Origin of the sequence: Pseudomonas sp. T8 (assembly GCF_024610635.1) — a bacterium.
Lineage (GTDB): Bacteria > Pseudomonadota > Gammaproteobacteria > Pseudomonadales > Pseudomonadaceae > Aquipseudomonas > Aquipseudomonas chlororaphis_I.
This window is the reverse complement of the sequence record NZ_CP102374.1, coordinates 2,407,395-2,424,459: the sequence shown is the minus strand read 5'-3', so window position 1 is coordinate 2,424,459 and position 17,065 is coordinate 2,407,395. Positions and strand designations below refer to the sequence as shown.

At 65.9% G+C, this 17,065-nt stretch carries 18 protein-coding genes; 11 read left to right on the top strand and 7 right to left on the bottom strand.

The window, feature by feature from the left end:
* Nucleotides 1-18: 18 nt before the first annotated feature.
* The 9 genes from NRG23_RS10815 to NRG23_RS10775 all read left to right on the top strand — a co-directional run bounded on the left by NRG23_RS10815 (nucleotide 19) and on the right by NRG23_RS10775 (nucleotide 7,263).
* Entirely contained in the window at nucleotides 19-774 is a 756-nt protein-coding gene (locus NRG23_RS10815) for a heme ABC transporter permease (protein ID WP_038631030.1), read from the top strand.
* Nucleotides 771-947: a heme exporter protein CcmD gene (gene ccmD, locus NRG23_RS10810; protein WP_009047727.1), complete on the top strand. Its 177-nt coding sequence runs from the start codon at nucleotides 771-773 to the stop codon at nucleotides 945-947. The genes NRG23_RS10815 and ccmD overlap by 4 nt, the downstream gene beginning before the upstream one ends.
* On the top strand, nucleotides 944-1,399 hold the full coding sequence (ccmE, locus tag NRG23_RS10805) for a cytochrome c maturation protein CcmE (protein WP_009047728.1): 456 nt from the start codon (nucleotides 944-946) through the stop codon (nucleotides 1,397-1,399). Before ccmD ends, ccmE begins: the two co-directional genes overlap by 4 nt.
* Nucleotides 1,400-1,402: 3 nt before the next feature.
* Nucleotides 1,403-3,391, top strand: a complete 1,989-nt coding sequence (locus NRG23_RS10800; RefSeq protein WP_016702237.1) for a heme lyase CcmF/NrfE family subunit — start codon at nucleotides 1,403-1,405, stop codon at nucleotides 3,389-3,391.
* On the top strand, nucleotides 3,388-3,924 hold the full coding sequence (locus NRG23_RS10795) for a DsbE family thiol:disulfide interchange protein (RefSeq protein WP_038581077.1): 537 nt from the start codon (nucleotides 3,388-3,390) through the stop codon (nucleotides 3,922-3,924). The genes NRG23_RS10800 and NRG23_RS10795 overlap by 4 nt, the downstream gene beginning before the upstream one ends.
* Nucleotides 3,921-4,391: a cytochrome c-type biogenesis protein gene (locus NRG23_RS10790; RefSeq protein WP_009047731.1), complete on the top strand. Its 471-nt coding sequence runs from the start codon at nucleotides 3,921-3,923 to the stop codon at nucleotides 4,389-4,391. The genes NRG23_RS10795 and NRG23_RS10790 overlap by 4 nt, the downstream gene beginning before the upstream one ends.
* On the top strand, nucleotides 4,388-5,590 hold the full coding sequence (gene ccmI, locus NRG23_RS10785) for a c-type cytochrome biogenesis protein CcmI (RefSeq protein ID WP_016702236.1): 1,203 nt from the start codon (nucleotides 4,388-4,390) through the stop codon (nucleotides 5,588-5,590). Before NRG23_RS10790 ends, ccmI begins: the two co-directional genes overlap by 4 nt.
* An 11-nt stretch (nucleotides 5,591-5,601) precedes the next feature.
* Nucleotides 5,602-6,006, top strand: coding sequence for a hypothetical protein (locus tag NRG23_RS10780; protein ID WP_009047733.1), 405 nt, complete (start codon nucleotides 5,602-5,604; stop codon nucleotides 6,004-6,006).
* 114 nt (nucleotides 6,007-6,120) lie between these two features.
* Nucleotides 6,121-7,263 (top strand): hypothetical protein, encoded by a 1,143-nt coding sequence (locus tag NRG23_RS10775; RefSeq protein WP_038631032.1) that lies wholly within the window; start codon nucleotides 6,121-6,123, stop codon nucleotides 7,261-7,263.
* A gap of 18 nt (nucleotides 7,264-7,281) precedes the next feature.
* Here NRG23_RS10775 and NRG23_RS10770 read toward each other — a convergent pair whose 3' ends face one another.
* Both NRG23_RS10770 and NRG23_RS10765 read right to left on the bottom strand, forming a co-directional pair.
* Entirely contained in the window at nucleotides 7,282-8,187 is a 906-nt protein-coding gene (locus NRG23_RS10770) for a LysR family transcriptional regulator (protein WP_257374613.1), read from the bottom strand.
* Between the two features lie 69 nt (nucleotides 8,188-8,256).
* Nucleotides 8,257-9,465, bottom strand: a complete 1,209-nt coding sequence (locus NRG23_RS10765) for an MFS transporter (protein WP_028681921.1) — start codon at nucleotides 9,463-9,465, stop codon at nucleotides 8,257-8,259.
* A gap of 262 nt (nucleotides 9,466-9,727) precedes the next feature.
* Here NRG23_RS10765 and NRG23_RS10760 point away from each other — a divergent pair, with 262 nt between their 5' ends.
* Nucleotides 9,728-10,357, top strand: a complete 630-nt coding sequence (locus NRG23_RS10760; RefSeq protein ID WP_101282001.1) for a DUF5666 domain-containing protein — start codon at nucleotides 9,728-9,730, stop codon at nucleotides 10,355-10,357.
* A gap of 105 nt (nucleotides 10,358-10,462) precedes the next feature.
* Complete coding sequence (locus NRG23_RS10755; protein WP_041987153.1) at nucleotides 10,463-10,912, top strand: RidA family protein; 450 nt, start codon at nucleotides 10,463-10,465, stop codon at nucleotides 10,910-10,912.
* 214 nt (nucleotides 10,913-11,126) lie between these two features.
* On the opposite strand, the gene NRG23_RS10750 is transcribed toward NRG23_RS10755, so the two are convergent.
* From NRG23_RS10750 to NRG23_RS10730, 5 genes are all read right to left on the bottom strand, one after another.
* A complete protein-coding gene (locus NRG23_RS10750; RefSeq protein ID WP_009047739.1) occupies nucleotides 11,127-12,125 on the bottom strand; it encodes a sulfate ABC transporter substrate-binding protein in 999 nt (332 codons plus the stop codon).
* Between the two features lie 109 nt (nucleotides 12,126-12,234).
* A complete protein-coding gene (locus NRG23_RS10745) occupies nucleotides 12,235-13,080 on the bottom strand; it encodes an ion transporter (protein WP_009047740.1) in 846 nt (281 codons plus the stop codon).
* A 21-nt stretch (nucleotides 13,081-13,101) separates the two neighbouring features.
* Entirely contained in the window at nucleotides 13,102-14,025 is a 924-nt protein-coding gene (locus tag NRG23_RS10740) for an urea transporter (protein ID WP_110176698.1), read from the bottom strand.
* A gap of 178 nt (nucleotides 14,026-14,203) precedes the next feature.
* The gene (pyk, locus tag NRG23_RS10735) at nucleotides 14,204-15,619 is read right to left on the bottom strand and encodes a pyruvate kinase (RefSeq protein WP_009047742.1); all 1,416 of its coding nucleotides are present in this window, start codon (nucleotides 15,617-15,619) and stop codon (nucleotides 14,204-14,206) included.
* Nucleotides 15,609-16,889, bottom strand: coding sequence for a glycerate kinase (locus NRG23_RS10730; protein WP_028681916.1), 1,281 nt, complete (start codon nucleotides 16,887-16,889; stop codon nucleotides 15,609-15,611). The genes pyk and NRG23_RS10730 overlap by 11 nt, the downstream gene beginning before the upstream one ends.
* Between the last annotated feature and the right edge of the window lie 176 nt (nucleotides 16,890-17,065).

Below are 17,065 nucleotides of genomic sequence, written 5' to 3'. Positions count from 1 at the left end.
ACCCGTGATGGAAACAGTATGAACTGGACCTGGTTTCATAAGCTCGGCTCGCCCAAGTGGTTTTACGGCATCAGCAGCAGGCTGTTGCCCTGGTTGAGCATCGCAGCGTTGCTGCTGATCACCGTCGGCGTCGTTTGGGGCCTGGCCTTCGCGCCGCCGGACTATCAGCAAGGCAACAGCTTTCGCATCATCTACATCCACGTTCCCGCCGCCATGCTGGCCCAGTCCATCTACGTGATGCTGGCGGTGTGCGGGGTGGTGGGCCTGGTGTGGAAGATGAAACTGGCCGACGTCGCCCTGCAATGCGCGGCGCCCATCGGTGCCTGGATGACCGCCGTGGCGCTGGTCACCGGGGCCATCTGGGGCAAGCCGACCTGGGGCTCGTGGTGGGTCTGGGACGCACGCCTGACCTCCATGCTGATCCTGCTGTTCCTGTATTTCGGTCTGATCGCCCTGGGCAACGCCATCAGCAATCGCGACAGCGCCGCCAAGGCCTGCGCGGTGCTGGCCATCGTCGGGGTGATCAACATCCCGATCATCAAATACTCGGTGGAGTGGTGGAACACCCTGCACCAGGGCGCGACCTTCACCCTCACCGAAAAACCGGCGATGCCCGTCGAGATGTGGCTGCCGCTGTTGCTGACGGTGCTGGGCTTCTATTGTTTCTTCGGCGCCGTGCTGTTGCTGCGCATGCGCCTTGAAGTGCTCAAGCGCGAAGCCCGCGCCAGCTGGGTCAGGGCCGAAGTGCAGAACAGCCTGGAGGCCGCATCATGAGTTTCGCTTCCTTCGCCGACTTTCTCGCCATGGGCCATCACGGCCTGTATGTCTGGTCAGCCTACGGCATCTGCCTGGTGGTGCTGGTCCTCAACGTGGCGGTGCCGTTGCTGGCCCGCAAGCGTTACCTGCAACAAGAGGCGCGTCGTCTGCGCCGGGAGAACAATCAGTGAATCCGCTGCGTAAAAAGCGTCTGTTGATCATCCTCGGCGTGCTGGGCGGCGTGGGCGTTGCCGTCGGCCTGGCGCTGAGCGCCCTGCAACAGAACATCAACCTGTTCTATACCCCGACCCAGATCGCCAACGGCGAAGCCCCCCATGACACACGGATCCGCGCTGGCGGCATGGTGCAGATGGGCTCGTTGCAACGCTCGGCGGATTCGCTGGACGTGCGTTTCGTGGTCACCGACTTCAACAAGGCCGTGACCATCACCTACCGCGGCATCCTCCCGGACCTGTTCCGCGAAGGGCAGGGCATCGTCGCCCTCGGCAAGCTCAACGCCGATGGCGTGGTGGTGGCCGACGAAGTGCTGGCCAAGCACGACGAGAAGTACATGCCGCCGGAAGTGACCAAGGCCCTGAAAGACAGTGGGCAAATGGCGCCGGCTCCGGCCAAGGAGGGCTGACCGATGACATCCGCAATCTTCATTCCCGAGCTCGGCCATCTGGCGATGATCCTGGCCCTGTGTTTTGCCCTGGTCCAGGCCGTGGTGCCGCTGCTCGGCGCCTGGCGCGGCGACCGCCTGTGGATGGGCCTGGCGCAGCCCGCGGCCTGGGGCCAGTTCGCCTTCCTGACCTTCGCCTTCGGCTGCCTGACCTACGCCTTCATGGTCGATGATTTCTCGGTGGCCTATGTCGCCAGCAACTCCAACAGCGCCTTGCCCTGGTACTACAAGTTCAGCGCGGTGTGGGGCGCCCACGAGGGCTCGTTGCTGCTCTGGGCACTGATCCTCGGTGGCTGGACCTTCGCCGTGTCGGTGTTCTCCCGGCAGTTGCCGCAAGTGATGCTGGCGCGGGTGCTGGCGGTGATGGGCATGATCAGCACCGGCTTCCTGCTGTTCCTGATCGTCACCTCCAACCCCTTCGCGCGGATCCTGCCGCAGGTGCCCGGCGATGGCCGCGACCTCAACCCGCTGCTGCAGGACATCGGCCTGATCGTGCACCCGCCGATGCTCTACATGGGTTATGTCGGTTTCTCCGTGGCCTTCGCCTTCGCCATCGCCGCACTGCTCGGCGGGCGCCTGGACGCGGCCTGGGCGCGCTGGTCGCGGCCCTGGACCATTGTCGCCTGGGCATTCCTCGGCATCGGTATCACCCTCGGCTCCTGGTGGGCCTACTACGAACTCGGCTGGGGCGGCTGGTGGTTCTGGGACCCGGTGGAAAACGCCTCCTTCATGCCGTGGCTGGTGGGCACCGCATTGATCCACTCGCTGGCGGTCACCGAAAAGCGTGGTGTGTTCAAGAGCTGGACCGTGTTGCTGGCCATCGCCGCGTTCTCCCTGAGCCTGCTGGGAACCTTCCTGGTGCGTTCCGGGGTGCTGACCTCGGTCCACGCCTTCGCCTCGGACCCCGAGCGCGGCGTGTTCATCCTGATCTTCCTGCTGTTCGTGGTCGGCGGTTCGCTGACCCTGTTCGCCTTGCGCGCGCCGGTGGTCAAGAGCCAGGTCGGTTTCAACCTGTGGTCGCGGGAAACCCTGCTGCTGGGCAACAACCTGGTGCTGGTGGTGGCGGCCTCGATGATCCTGCTGGGCACCCTGTACCCGCTGGTGCTGGACGCCCTGACCGGGGCCAAGTTGTCGGTCGGCCCGCCGTACTTCAATGCGCTGTTCATCCCGCTGATGGCGCTGCTGATGGTGGTGATGGCGGTCGGCGTGGTGGTGCGCTGGAAAGACACCCCGGTCAAATGGCTGGTGAGCATGCTGACCCCGGTGCTGCTGGGCAGCGCCGCGCTGGCGGTGGTGGCCGGTATCGCCTACGGCGACTTCAACTGGGCGGTGCTGGCGACCTTCATGCTGGCGGCCTGGGTATTGCTCGCCGGGGTCCGCGACATCTTCGACAAGACCCGCCACAAAGGCCTGATCAAGGGCCTGCCGGGCCTGACCCGCAGTTACTGGGGCATGCAGCTGGCGCACCTGGGCATCGCGGTCTGCGCCCTGGGCGTGGTGCTGTCGAGCCAGAACAGCGCCGAGCGCGACCTGCGCCTGGAGCCGGGCGAGTCCATGGACCTGGCCGGTTATCACTTCATCTTCGAGGGCGCCAAGCATTTCGAAGGCCCCAACTTCACCTCCGACAAGGGCACGGTGCGGGTGGTCCGCGACGGCAAGGAAATCGCCGTGCTGCACCCGGAAAAACGTCTCTACACGGTGCAGAACTCGGTGATGACCGAGGCCGGGATCGACGCCGGTTTCACCCGTGACCTCTACGTCGCCCTCGGCGAGCCGCTGGGCGAGGGCGCCTGGGCCGTTCGGGTGCACGTCAAGCCATTCGTGCGCTGGATCTGGTTCGGCGGCCTGCTCACCGGTTTCGGTGGCCTGCTGGCGGCCCTCGACCGGCGTTATCGGGTCAAGGTGAAGACCCGGGTGCGCGAAGCCCTGGGCATGACAGGAGCCACTGCATGAGACGCTGGATAATGTTGTTGCCGCTGGCGCTGTTCCTGCTGGTGGCGGTGTTCCTGTACCGCGGGTTGTACCTGGACCCGGCCGAGCTGCCGTCGGCGATGATCGACAAGCCGTTCCCGGAGTTCTCCCTGCCGTCGGTGCAGGGCGACAAGACCCTGACCCGCGCCGACCTGCTGGGCAAGCCGGCGCTGGTCAACGTCTGGGGCACCTGGTGCATTTCCTGCCGGGTCGAGCACCCGGTGCTGAACAAGTTGGCGCAGCAGGGCGTGAACATCTATGGCGTCAACTACAAGGACGTCAACGCTGACGCCCTGAAGTGGCTGGCCGAGTTCCACAACCCTTACCAGCTGGATATCCGCGACGAGGAGGGCACCCTGGGCCTGAACCTCGGGGTGTACGGCGCGCCGGAAACCTTCTTCATCGACGCCAAGGGCATCATCCGCGACAAATACGTCGGGGTGATCGACGAAGCGGTGTGGCGCGAGAAGCTGGCCGCCAAGTACCAGGCCCTGGCCGATGAGGCCAAGCCATGAAGCGCTGGCTGGCCGCGGCCGTCCTGGGCCTGAGCATCGCCGGTGTGGCCCACGCGGCGATCGATACCTACGAGTTCGCCAACGATGCCGAGCGCGAGCGCTTTCGCGAACTGACCAAAGAGCTGCGTTGCCCCAAGTGCCAGAACCAGGACATCGCCGACTCCAATGCGCCGATCGCCGCGGACTTGCGCAAGGAGATCTTCCGCATGCTCGGCGAAGGCAAGGACAACCAGCAGATCATCGACTTCATGGTCGACCGCTATGGCGACTTCGTGCGCTACAAACCGGCCCTGACCGGCAAGACCGCCTTGCTCTGGTTCGGCCCCGCCGGCCTGCTGCTGGGGGGCGTGGTGATCATCGCCGTGATCGTCCGGCGTCGGCGCGTAGAGCGCAGCGACAGCCCGAGCACACTTTCCGCCGAGGAGCGTCAGCGCCTCGACCAACTGTTGGATAAAGACCGCGAATGATTGATTTCTGGCTCGCCGCAGGCCTGCTGCTCCTGGTAGCCCTGAGTTTTCTGCTGATCCCGGTTCTACGCGGCCGTCGCGCCCAGCGTGAAGAGGATCGTACCGCGCTGAACGTGGCGCTTTATCAAGAACGCGTGGCCGAGCTGCAAGGCCAGCAGGCCGAAGGCGTGCTCAGCGCCGAGCAGATGGACAGCGGCCGCGCCGAAGCCGCGCGCGAACTGCTGGCCGACACCGAGGGCGCGGAACCGGCCCGGGTGTCTGGCCTGGGCAAGCCGCTGCCGTTGCTGGCAGCGCTGCTGGTGCCGCTGTTGGGCCTGGGTCTGTATCTGCATTTCGGCGCCAGCGACAAAGTCGAGCTGACCCGTGAATTCGCCCAGGCCCCGCAATCCATGGAAGAGATGACCCGCCGCCTCGAGCGCGCGGTCGCCGCCCAGCCGGATTCCGCCGAGGGCCTGTACTTCCTCGGTCGTACCTACATGGCCCAGGACCGCCCGGCGGATGCGGCGAAGATCTTCGAGCGCACCGTGGCCCTGGCCGGGCGTCAGCCGGAACTGCTTGGCCAGTGGGCACAGGCGCAGTACTTCGCCGACGGCAAGCAATGGTCGGACAAGGTCCAGGCCTTGACCGACGAAGCGCTGAAGGCCGACCCGAAGGAAGTCACCAGCCTCGGCCTGCTGGGGATCGCCGCCTTCGAAGGCGAGCGTTATCAAGAGGCCATCGACTACTGGAACCGCCTGCTGGCGCAACTGCCGGCGGACGACAACTCGCGCGCCGCGCTGCAGGGCGGTATCGACCGGGCGACCGAGAAGCTGCTGGCCAGCGGCGGCAAAGTGGCCCAGGCGCCCGCGCCCAAGGCCGCCGCGCTGCTCAAGGTGCGGGTCGACCTGGCCGCCGATCTGAAAGCCAAGGTGCAGCCGGGCGACAGCGTGTTCATCTTTGCCCGCGCCACTTCCGGGCCGCCGGCGCCGCTGGCGGCCAAGCGCCTGACCGTGGCCGACCTGCCGGTGACGGTGGAGCTGGGGGATGCTGACGCGATGATGCCGCAGTTGAAACTGTCGAACTTCCCGGAAGTCCAACTGGTTGCACGCATTTCCCGCGCCGGCCAACCGACGGCCGGCGAGTGGGTCGGTCGCAGCAAGCCCCTGGCCAGCAGCACCACCGCGCCGCAACAACTGACCATCGACAGCCCGGATAAATAAGAGAAGCCGCCATGACCGCCATTGCCCGCATCACCCTGTTAACACTGGTCCTGGGGTTGAGCGCCTGTGCGGTCCAGGAGCCGATGCCGCCCGAGACCCTGCCACCGATTCCGCCCGCGCAGCCCAGCACCAAGCCGACGCAGCCCAGCACCCCGAGCAAACCCGCCACGCCGATCAAGCCGGCCAAGCCGCTGCCGCGCACTTCCGCGAGCTTCGCGCCGCCGCCGGGTGGCAACAGCCACTGGGATCCGCGCCTGGGCGTCTATGTGCTGGATAACCAGACCAACACGTTCTACCGCCAGCGCACCTACTACCGCTGGAACAACGGTTGGAGCCGTTCCATCAGCCCCGACGGGCCATGGGAAGAGACCGATATCCACGGCGTGCCGTCGGGGCTGGGGCGCCAGTTCCAGTAAGCGGCTTGCGGTAAGCCGCGACCACTGAGCGGATCGCGGACGGGGCCGGTTCAAGCAGCCGGTTGGATGGCCGATACCCCGGGGTGTTCCTGAGTATCGCCATCCGAGCGCCCGATGAAGAAAAGCCTGAACAAACCCTATTTCGCGCCCATGGCCTTCTGGCTCTGTGTTGTCGCTGTCCTGCTCGCCCTGCATGGCTTCGCCGATGTCGAAGTGCCGCAGCTGATCTACTTCTCCCTGGCACCGGTGTACCTGCTGGTGCTGTTCATCTTCCTCTACTACTTCTTCTGCTGGAGCTTCATCTCGGTCTTTCCCCTGGGCGAGGTCGGCTGGAAGCGCGTGGATTACGGCTGGCTGCTGCTGGCCTCGCTGGCGCTGATCAGCGAGACCCAGAACGTCAGGACCGAATGGTTCCAGAGCGACTATCGACTGGCCGAGTCCAATGAAGCCGCGACCCAGAGGCGCCTCAAGGCCGAGATCGACGATCTGTTGGGGCCGGATCATTGTCGTGCCGCCGCGACTGTCCATAGCGCCGCCGATGCCGCGCAGGTGAACGCGCTCTGTCAGCGTTTTGCTGCCCTAGAGAGAACGGCGCAGGGACAGCTGACGGCGCTCTCGGTGGGGACGGTGGTCCAGGCGCTGGATGAGCTTCGCGCCCGGTATTCGGCGCCGCCCGTCCTGGCCTGGCTCGGCCGGCTGGATGAAACCCTGGGCGACCAGCGCAAGGCCCGGGGCGAGGTGTCCAGACTGTACCAGCTGACCCGCGCCACCAACGCCGAGACCGTCTATCGCTACTTCGTTCCGGTATTGCTGGTAATTGCCCTGGCCCTGCGCGCCTCGAAGGTCACCGGCGAGGTGCTGCTCAAGGCCCCGCGCAAGCGCAAGGTGTGGATGATCATCAACCGGCGCATGGTGATCGACGGCCTGGGTTTTGTCCGCGGCGCCCGCAGCCGCTTCGACGAAGCGCTGCACAACTGGCGCGTGGCGAAGTGGGACGTGGTGCACCTGGCCTGTCCGTTCCTGCCCGAGGTCAGCGCCCAGGACACCCGGGTCGCGGTGGCGCCGGGGTTCTATGAAAACGAGTTCCAGCTGGCGTCTGTCAGCACCTTCGAGCAGTGCGGCTTCGTCGAGTGGGCGGCCAGGCAGTCGATCGAGACCCTGTACCTGGTGGGCGAGACCGATCTGGCGCTGATCGAGCGGGTGCGCCAGTGGGGCGAGGCGGCCAAGGTCGAAGTACTGGTGCGCGAGCGGATCTGAATCCGCGCGCACCCCGGCTCAGCCTTGGGCAGCGTCTGGCCCGGAGCTGGCCAGTTGCTGCTGGACAAACTCGACGAAGGCCCGGGCCTTGGCGCTGGTCAGCCGTCCGGTGGGAAACACCGCCCATAGCTCCTGGCGGGGCAGCGTCCAGTCCGGCATGGCCTCGCGCACCGCGCCGCTGGCCAGCTCGGGAGCGAACATCCATTGCGAGGCCAGGGTCAGCCCCTGGTGGGCCAGCACCGATTCGCGCAGCCCCTCCGCGGCACTGACGCGAATCCGCCCGCGGACCGTCACCGACTGCTGTTCGTCACCCCGTTCGAAGCGCCAGTGGGCACCGCCGCCGAGGCTGTAGATGATCGCCTGGTGCTGGCCCAGGTCGGCGGGGCAGGCGGGTTCGCCGTGGCGGGCGAAGTAGTCGGGGGTGGCCAGCACCACGCGCCGGCATTCGCCGATCCGCCGCGCGGTCAGCCCGGAGTCGCTCAAGGGCCCCATGCGCAGGGCGACGTCGATGCCGGCTTCCACCAGATTGATATTGCGGTCATCCAGCACCACGTCGATGTCGAGGTCGGGATGGCGATCGAGAAAGGCCCCCAGGCGCGGCACGATATGCAGGCGTGCGAAGGTCACCGCGGCGCAGATCCGCAGCGTGCCGCTGAGCCCCGAACCGGCCCCACGCGCCGCGAGATCGGCTTCGTCGGCCTCTTCGAGGGCCCGCCTGGCGCGCTCGAAAAACGCCATGCCGGCCTCGGTGGGCGTCAGGCCGCGGGTCGAGCGCAGCAACAGCCGTACTGCCAGCCGCGCCTCCAGCTGGGCGATGGTTTTCGACACGGCCGGCTGGCCGATATCCAGAAGCCGGGCGGCAGCGGAAAAAGACCCGCTTTCCACCACATGAACGAAGGTTTGCATGGCTGCCAGCCGGTCCATCGAGACTCCTTGTGTTTGAACGATCGAGCATGGCCCCCCGGTTTGCGATCCGAGGGGATCAGGATGCACTCAGGCCGTGACGGGCAGGGCCTTCTGCGAGGTGCTCAGGAAACGCAGCAGGGCCAGCAGCGGCAAGGCGCTGCCGACACCGACTATGCCCAGCCAGCCGGCGTGTTCGTACACCGCGCTGGCAATCGACGAGCCGACGGCGCCGCCGATGAAGATGCTGGTCATGTACAGCGCGTTGAGGCGGCCGCGGCTATGGGCATCCAGCGCGTAGACCGCGCGCTGGCCAAGGACCATGTTCATCTGCACGCAGAAATCCAGGACCACGCCGGTCACCGCCAGGCCGATGACGCTGTAGGCCGGGTGGATAAAGGCCGGCAGAAAACTCAGGGCGGCGAACAGCATGGCCAGCAACGAGGCGACGCGGGTGTGGCCGGCATCCGCCAGGCGCCCGCTGATCGGCGCGGCAATGGCACCGATGGCCCCGACCAGGGCGAACAGGGCGATCTGGCTTTGCGACAGGCCATGGTTGCGCGCCAGCTCCAGCGGCACCGCGGTCCAGAACAGGCTGAAGGTGGCGAACATGCAGGCCTGGTAAAACGCTCGCTGGCGCAGCACCGGTTGCTGGCGCAGCAGGCTGCCCAGCGAACCCAGCAGCTGGCCGTAGGTGGCGCTGTGGGCGGGCTGGCGCTTGGGCACGGTCAGCAGCAGGACCACACTGATGGCGGCCATCAGCACCGCGGCGGCAATGAACATCGCGCGCCAGCCGAACAGGTCGGCCACCACGCTGGACACCGGACGCGCCAGCAGGATGCCCAGCAGCAGGCCGCCCATGATGCCGCCGACCACCCGGCCACGGGATTCCTCCGGTGTCAGGTGCGCGGCCAGGGGAATCAGGATCTGCACCGACACCGAGCTGAAGCCGATCAGCAGCGAGACCAGCAGAAAGGCATTGGGCTGCTCGGTGAACGCGGCGCCCAGCAGGCTGGCGATGGCCACCAGGCTGGTGAGGATCATCAGCCGGCGGTTTTCCAGCAGGTCGCCCAGGGGCACCAGGAAGAACAGGCCCAGGGCGTAGCCGATCTGGGTCAGCGACACGATCAGGCTGGCCATGGTGCTGCTCAGGCCGATATCTGGGGCGATCAGCTCGATGATCGGCTGGGCGTAGTAGATGTTGGCGACTATGGCGCCGCAGCAGAAGGCGAACAGCAGCACCATGCCGCGGGTCATGGTCGTGGTGGCGGCAGGCAGCCGCTGGGTCGTGGCAGTCATGGCGATTCTCGTTGCAGCGAAAGGGATGCGGGCGAGGCTAAGGGGCTGGCCCGTGACGCGGTAGAAGCTGACGAGCGATAGCATTCATGCCGTGCAGGAATAAATGCCTGGCGAGACCGGCGCAGAGCGGCAGACGACCGGTCTCGCGTTGCGATGATACATTTACTTACATTCAGTTCCATAGCTCGCTCATTGTCCCGCGGACGCTGGAGTGCTTTCGTTTCGACGTCTGTACCACCTTTCATCACAGGAAGTCCGTCCCATGAATCTGTGTCTTCGCCGCCTGCTCGGCGGCGCTCAAGCGATCACCCTCGGTGCACTGCTGCTGGCCGGCCCGGCCCAGGCCCAGGACGCGCCGGGCATGCGCATCGGCGTGCGCGGGGAAATCACCAGCATCGCCGGCGACGCGGTGCGGGTCCACGTCAACAGCGGCGAGAACGTCACCATCAACCTCACGCCGCAGACCCAGGTCCGCGCCGTGACCCTGGCCAACATCGAGGACATCAAGCCCGGCAGCTACATAGGTTCGGCCGCCGTGCCGCAGGCCGATGGCAGCCTCAAGGCGCTGGAGGTCCATGTGTTCCCGCCGCAGATGGCCGGCACCGGCGACGGTCATCGGCCCTTCGACCTGGTCAAGGGCAGCAGCATGACCAATGGCAGCGTCGGCGACCTGGTGGTGAGCAACGGCCGGACCCTGACCGTCAACTACAAGGGCGGCCAGCAGACGATCCTGGTGCCGGACGACGTGCCCATCGTCAATCTGGTGCCGGGTGACCGCAGCCTGCTCAAGGCCGGGGTCAAGGTGGTGATGTTCGTGTCCCAGAGCGCGGACGGCACACTCACCGCGCAGTCGATCTCCGCCGGCAAGGATGGGGTGACGCCGCCGATGTAGCTGGCAGGCTGTTACGTTGCCGGGTGTTTCAACGGCCTGGTTTCGGATGGCCTTGGGCAGGGGCTTGGTTTAGGGTTTGCGGTCGTCTATCGCAGCGGAGTTCCCATGCACAAGTCAGTCTTCAATCCGCCCAGTGTCTTCAATTCCCTGCAGTACGGTTTCAGCCAGGCGGTGGAGGTACGCGGTGGGCGGCGCCTGCTGCTGTCCGGCCAGGTGGCTGTCGATGAGCGCGAGGTCTGCGTCGGCCCGGGGCTGCGCGAGCAGACCGAGCAGAGCTTCGACAATATCGCCCGGGTGCTGGCGGCGGCGGGCGGCGACCTGAGCCACGTGGTCATGCTGCGGATCTACATCGCCGAAGCGGCCCGCGAGCAGCAGGAGCAGATCAGCCAGGTGCTGCTGCAGCGTTTCCCCCAGCAGCCGCCAGCGTCTTCATGGATCATCGTCAGCGGCCTGTCCTTGCCCGAGTGGCTGATCGAGATCGAGGCGGAGGCGATGTTGCCGGAGCTGCAGCAGGCGGGGAAGGCAGTGTTGTTCGAAGCTGCCGCCGGGCTTTAGATCCCAGGCGACCCGAGCGTTAATACCAGTCAGTCAAGCGAAGGTGATTCTCTGTAGGAGCGAAGCTTGCTCGCGATGGTCGTTAACGATAGCGCGCATTTACTGGGTAAACGCAGTGCTCTCAAGTCCATCGCGGGCAAGCCTCGCTCCTACAATTTCCTTATTTTCAATTGATGGGCATTAACCCGAAGGTCGCTTTTTTATGGCCGGGTAGTTATTTCCCGCCGTAGATCTGGTCGAAGACCCCGCCATCGTTGAAGTGGGTCTTCTGCACGGTGCGCCAGTCGCCGAAGGTTTTTTCCACCGACAGGAAATCGACTTTCGGGAAACGATCGGTGTACTTGGCCAGGACTTTCGGGTCCCGTGGGCGCAGGTAGTTGTTGGCGGCGATTTCCTGGCCTTGCGGCGACCACAGGTACTTCAGGTATTCCTCGGCCGCGGCGCGCGAGCCTTTCTTGTCGACCACCTTGTCGACCACCGATACCGGCGGCTCGGCTTCGGCGGAGACGCTCGGGTAGATGACTTCGAACTGATCGCGGCCGAATTCGCGGGCGATCATTTCCGCTTCGTTCTCGAAGGTCACCAGCACGTCGCCGATCTGGTTGGTCATGAACGTGGTGGTGGCGGCGCGGCCGCCGGTGTCGAGCACCGGCGCCTGCTTGAACAGCTTGCCGACGAAGTCCTTGGCCTTGTTCTCGTCGCCGCCGTTCTTCAGCACATAACCCCAGGCCGACAGGTAGGTGTAGCGGCCGTTACCCGAGGTCTTCGGGTTCGGCACGATTACCTGCACGCCATCCTTGAGCAGGTCCGGCCAGTCTTTCAGGGCCTTGGGGTTGCCCTTGCGCACGATGAACACGGTGGCCGAGGTGAAAGGCGCGCTGTTGTTCGGCAGGCGGGTCACCCAGTTGTCCGGCACCAGCTTGCCGTTGTCCGCCAGGGCGTTGATGTCGGTGGCCATGTTCATGGTGATGACGTCGGCCGGCAGGCCGTCGATCACCGAGCGCGCCTGTTTGCTGGAACCGCCGAAGGACATCTGCAGGGTGATGTTCTCGTTGTGCTCGGCCTGCCAGTGCTTCTGGAAGGCCGTGTTGTAGTCCTTGTAGAAGTCTCGCATCACGTCGTAGGAAACGTTGAGCAGGGTCGGGGCGGCCTGGGCGACGCTGCCCAGTGCCAGGCCGGCGGCCAGGAGAGAGGCGCTAACGAGTTTTTTCACTGCACATTCCTTTTTGTTGAGAGTGAAGTATTCGAGAGTGAAGGCAATTTGCCGCCGACTATAGCCGGGGCGGTATATCTCTTTAAAGATTAAAAAGTGCTTTGCTTATTCAGTTTCCCTGGACCACTTTCGGGAACAACGCATTGCCACACCGCGAGCAGAACGCGGCGCCGTGCTCATGGTCGTTCTTCCTGCACACCGGACAGTCGTGCCTGAGCTGTTCGCCGCGCAGGGCATTGGCCAGTTCCGCGGTGAAGATCCCGGTGGGCACGGCGATGATCGAGTAACCGGTGATCATCACCAGGGACGAAATCACCTGGCCCAGCGGCGTCTTCGGCACGATATCGCCAAAGCCCACGGTGGTCAGGGTGACGATGGCCCAGTAGATGCCCTTGGGAATACTGGTGAACCCATGCTCGGGCCCCTCGACCACATACATCAGGGTGCCGAACACCGTGACCAGGGTCGACACGCTGAGCAGGAACACGATGATTTTCTGCTTGCTGCCGCGCAGCGCCGACATCAGGTAGTTGGCCTGCTTGAGATACGGGCTGAGCTTGAGCACGCGGAAGATGCGCAGCATGCGGATCACCCGGATGATCAGCAGGTACTGGGCGTCGCTGTAATACAGGGCGAGGATCCCCGGCACGATGGCCAGCAGGTCCACCAGCCCGTAGAAACTGAAGGCGTAGCGCAGCGGCTTGGGCGAGCAGTACAGGCGCAGGCCGTATTCGATGGCGAAGATCAGGGTAAAACCCCATTCGATATAGGCCAGCACATTGGCGTAGTTCTGATGCACCTCGTCGATGCTGTCGAGGATCACGATCACCAGGCTGGCGAGGATGATCAGCAACAGGGTGCTGTCGAAGCGTCGACCGGCCACGGTGTCGGTCTGGAAAATCATGACGTAGAGACGCTCGCGCCAGTGCCGGTTGTTGTCCGTGTTGCTGTCCATGCTGTTCGCCTGAATGGAAGGTCAGCGAAGCCTAGGGGGATTGGCCCCGGTAGCGCAAGGCGTGCTGTCCACGGCGGCCTGGCGCACTACCCGCAGCGCGGCGCGGACCAGCCAGCAGGCGAGGATAAAGGGTGCGGTCAGAGCGGGCAGGCCCAGCGCGGCGAAGCCCGGGGTGAGCAGCAGCGCCAGGAGCATACCCGGCAGCGCCAGCCAGGACCGGCGGCGGTCCTGGCTCAGGGCCAGGGCCACCAGGGCGCTGTTGTAGCCGCCAAGGCCCAGCAGGGCGCCGGTAGGTTCCTGTTGCAGCAGGGCGAAGCCCAGGCCCGCCGCCGAGCCGAACAGCGCCCAGGCGGCCGCCCGGCGATCAGCCAGCAGCAACCCCAGGGCAATCAGCACCCCGGCCAGCGGATGTTCGAGGAACATCACCTGGCCGAGCCCCTGGATCAGTGCCTGCAACAGCGCCAGCGCATCGGGCTCGACCCAGGGCGCGTCGACGCTGGCGGGCAGCGGTGCGGCCAGGCCCAGCAGCAACCAGCCGAGGCCGACGAAGGGCGCGGTGTAGGCCGGTAGACAATATTGATCGCGGGCGCGTTTGAGCCATTGCTGGGTGAGGATCGCACTGAGGCCGCCGCAGGCGATGATCAGCGGTGGCAGCAGCACCGACCAGTCGAAGCGCAGGCTCAGGAGCAGGCCGAGCAGGACCCCGTTGTAGCTGAATAGCCCGGCTTGCCGGTCGGCCTTGGCATAGCCTCGGCGCTGCGCGGTGAGCAGCCCGGCCACGCCGCCCAGCAGCGCACCGCCGAGCAGCGCCGGAGCGCTCAGGAGGATGGCCAGCATGCACAGCAGGCCGCACAGCGGATGGCGCTGGAGGAAGATCTGGCTGAAGCCGTTGAGCAGGGCGGTGGCCCAGTCGGGACAGTGGGCGTTGAAGTGTTCTGAAGGCATGGAAAGTTGACTCCTGTAGCCGCTGCCGAGCCTGCGAGGCTGCGATCGGGCGCGTAGCGGCCGTCAATCAGGCAATGCCGTGTTCCAGGCAAGTCCAGTGCTCGGGCCTGGCGAGGACTGCGTCGGAGTGCCGCCCACTTCGATCGCAGCCTCGCAGGCTCGGCAGCGGCTACAGGGCTCAGATCAGGGTTTCGATGCGCAGCGAGTTGGTCGAGCCCGGTTGGCCGAATGGCACGCCTGCGGTGATCAACAGGGTGTCGCCGCGTTTGGCCATGCCTTGCGCCTGGGCGATTTCCAGGGCGGTGGAGCAGACCTCGTCGACCTGGCGCAGGCGGTCGTTGACCACCGAGTGCACGCCCCAGGCCACCGTCAGGCGACGCGCGGTGGACAGGTTCGGCGTCAGGTTGAGGATCGGCACCGTCGGCCGTTCCCGGGCCGCGCGCAGGCTGGAGCTGCCGGACTCGCTGTAGTTCACCAGCACCGCCACCGGCAGGATGCTGCTGATGCGGCGGATCGCGCAGCTGATGGCATCGGACACCGTGGCTTCGGCCTGGGGCCGGCTGACGTCGAGCTGGGTCTGGTAGTCCGGGCCGCTTTCCACCTGGCGGATGATCTTGCTCATCATCTGTACCGCCTCCAGCGGGTATTCGCCGGAGGCGGTTTCCGCCGAGAGCATCACCGCGTCGGCGCCTTCGGCCACCGCGTTGGCCACGTCCGTGACCTCGGCCCGGGTCGGGGCGGGGGAGAAGCGCATGGATTCGAGCATCTGCGTGGCCACCACCACCGGCTTACCCAGCTGGCGGCAGGTGCCGATGATGTTCTTCTGGATCTGCGGCACGCTTTCGGCCGGCACCTCCACCCCGAGGTCGCCACGGGCCACCATGATCGCGTCGCTCAGTTCGGCGATCTCGCGCAGTTGAGTGACTGCCGAGGGTTTCTCGATCTTGGCCATCAGGAACGCCTTGTCGCCGATTAGCGCGCGGGCTTCATGAATGTCCTCGGGGCGCTGCACGAACGACAGGGCGACCCAGTCCACCCCCAGTTCCAGGCCGAAGTCCAGGTCGCGGCGGTCCTTGGCGGTCAGCGGGCTGAGGTCGAGCACCGCCTGCGGGACGTTGACGCCCTTGCGGTCCGACAGCTCGCCGCCGTTGAGTACCGTGGTATCGATGGCGTCGGCGTGTTTGGCGGTGACCCGCAGACGCAGCTTGCCATCGTCCAGCAGCAGGTCCATGCCCGGCTCCAGGGCTTTGAGGATTTCCGGGTGGGGCAGGTTGACCCGGCGCTGGTCGCCCGGGGTGCTGTCCAGGTCCAGGCGCAGGGCCTGGCCGCGATGCAGCTGGACCTTGCCTTCGGCGAACGTGCCGACCCGCAGTTTCGGGCCTTGCAGGTCCATCAGGATGCCCAGCGGGTAGTTCAGCTGTTTTTCGACTTCGCGGATCCACTGGTAACGCTGGGCGTGATCGGCGTGGTCGCCATGGCTGAAGTTGAGGCGAAAGATATTCACCCCGGCTTGCACCAGCTCGCGGATGTCGTCGATGCCGTCGATGGCCGGGCCGAGGGTGGCGAGGATTTTGACCTTTTTGTCAGGCGTCATGTTTGGGGCTCTCGAGGATCAGGATGGCGCGGAAGTCGTTGACGTTGGTGCGGGTCGGTTCGGTGACGATCAACCCGTCCAGGGCCGCGAAGTAGCCATAGCCGTTGTTGTTGTCCAGCTCGTCGCTGGCACTCAGGCCCAGGGCGGCGGCGCGGGCGTAGCTGTCCGGGGCCATGATGGCGCCGGCATTGTCTTCGGAACCGTCGATGCCGTCGGTGTCGCCGGCCAGGGCGTAGACGCCGGGCAGGCCCTTGAGGCTTTCGGTGAGGCTCAGGAGGAACTCGGCATTGCGCCCGCCGCGGCCATTGCCGCGCACGGTGACCGTGGTTTCACCGCCGGACAGGATCACGCAGGGCGCCGCCAGCGGCTGGCCGTGCAGCACCACCTGGCGGGCGATGCCGGCGTGGACCTTGGCCACCTCGCGGGACTCGCCTTCCAGGTCGCCGAGGATCAGCGGGCTGAAACCGGCCTGGCGGGCTTTCACCGCGGCGGCCTCCAGCGATTGCTGTGGCCGGGCGATCAGCTGGAAGTGACTGCGGGCCAGGCTCGGGTCGCCGGGCTTGACGGTTTCCGACTCCGGGCTTTGCAGCCAGGTGCGCACCGCCGCCGGTACCTCGATGGCATAACGCTTGAGGATCGCCAGGGCCTCGGCCGAGGTGCTGGGGTCGGCCACGGTGGGGCCGGAGGCGATGACCGTGGCCAGGTCGCCCGGTACATCGGAAATCGCGTAGGTGTAGAGGGTGGCTGGCCAGCAGGCCTTGGCCAGGCGGCCGCCCTTGATCGCCGAGAGGTGTTTGCGCACGCAGTTCATCTCGCCGATGCTGGCGCCGGACTTGAGCAGGGCCTTGTTGATCGACTGCTTATCCGCCAGGCTGATGCCCGCGGCGGGCAGGGCCAGCAGGGCGGAACCGCCGCCGGACAGGAGAAAGATCACCCGGTCCTGTTCCGACAGGTCGCTGACCAGTTCCAGCACACGCTTGGCCACGGCCAGGCCAGCGGCATCGGGCACCGGATGGGCGGCTTCGACCACTTCGATTTTTTCGCAGGGCGCGCCGTGGCCGTAGCGGGTGACGACCAGCCCGCTGACTTCACCCAACCAGCAGCGTTCGACCACCTGGGCCATGGCCGCGGCGGCCTTGCCGGCACCGATGACGATCACCCGGCCGCTGCGGTCGTTGGGCAAATGGGCTTCGAGGACGTGCTGCGGGTGGGCGGCGTCGATGGCTGTGGCGAACAGCTCACGGAGGAATTGTTGCGGATCGACCGGCATGGCGGGCTCCCGGATTTCTTGTTATTCGAGGTGTGGCTGTAACGCAACCTGTAGCCGCTGCCGAAGGCTGCGATAAGGTTCGAAGAACCTTCCTGCGATGTGCAAGTGCGCGCCTGCTGCGTCGGAGTGCCGCCCAAGTCGATCGCAGCCTTCGGCAGCGGCTACAGGGGATTTAC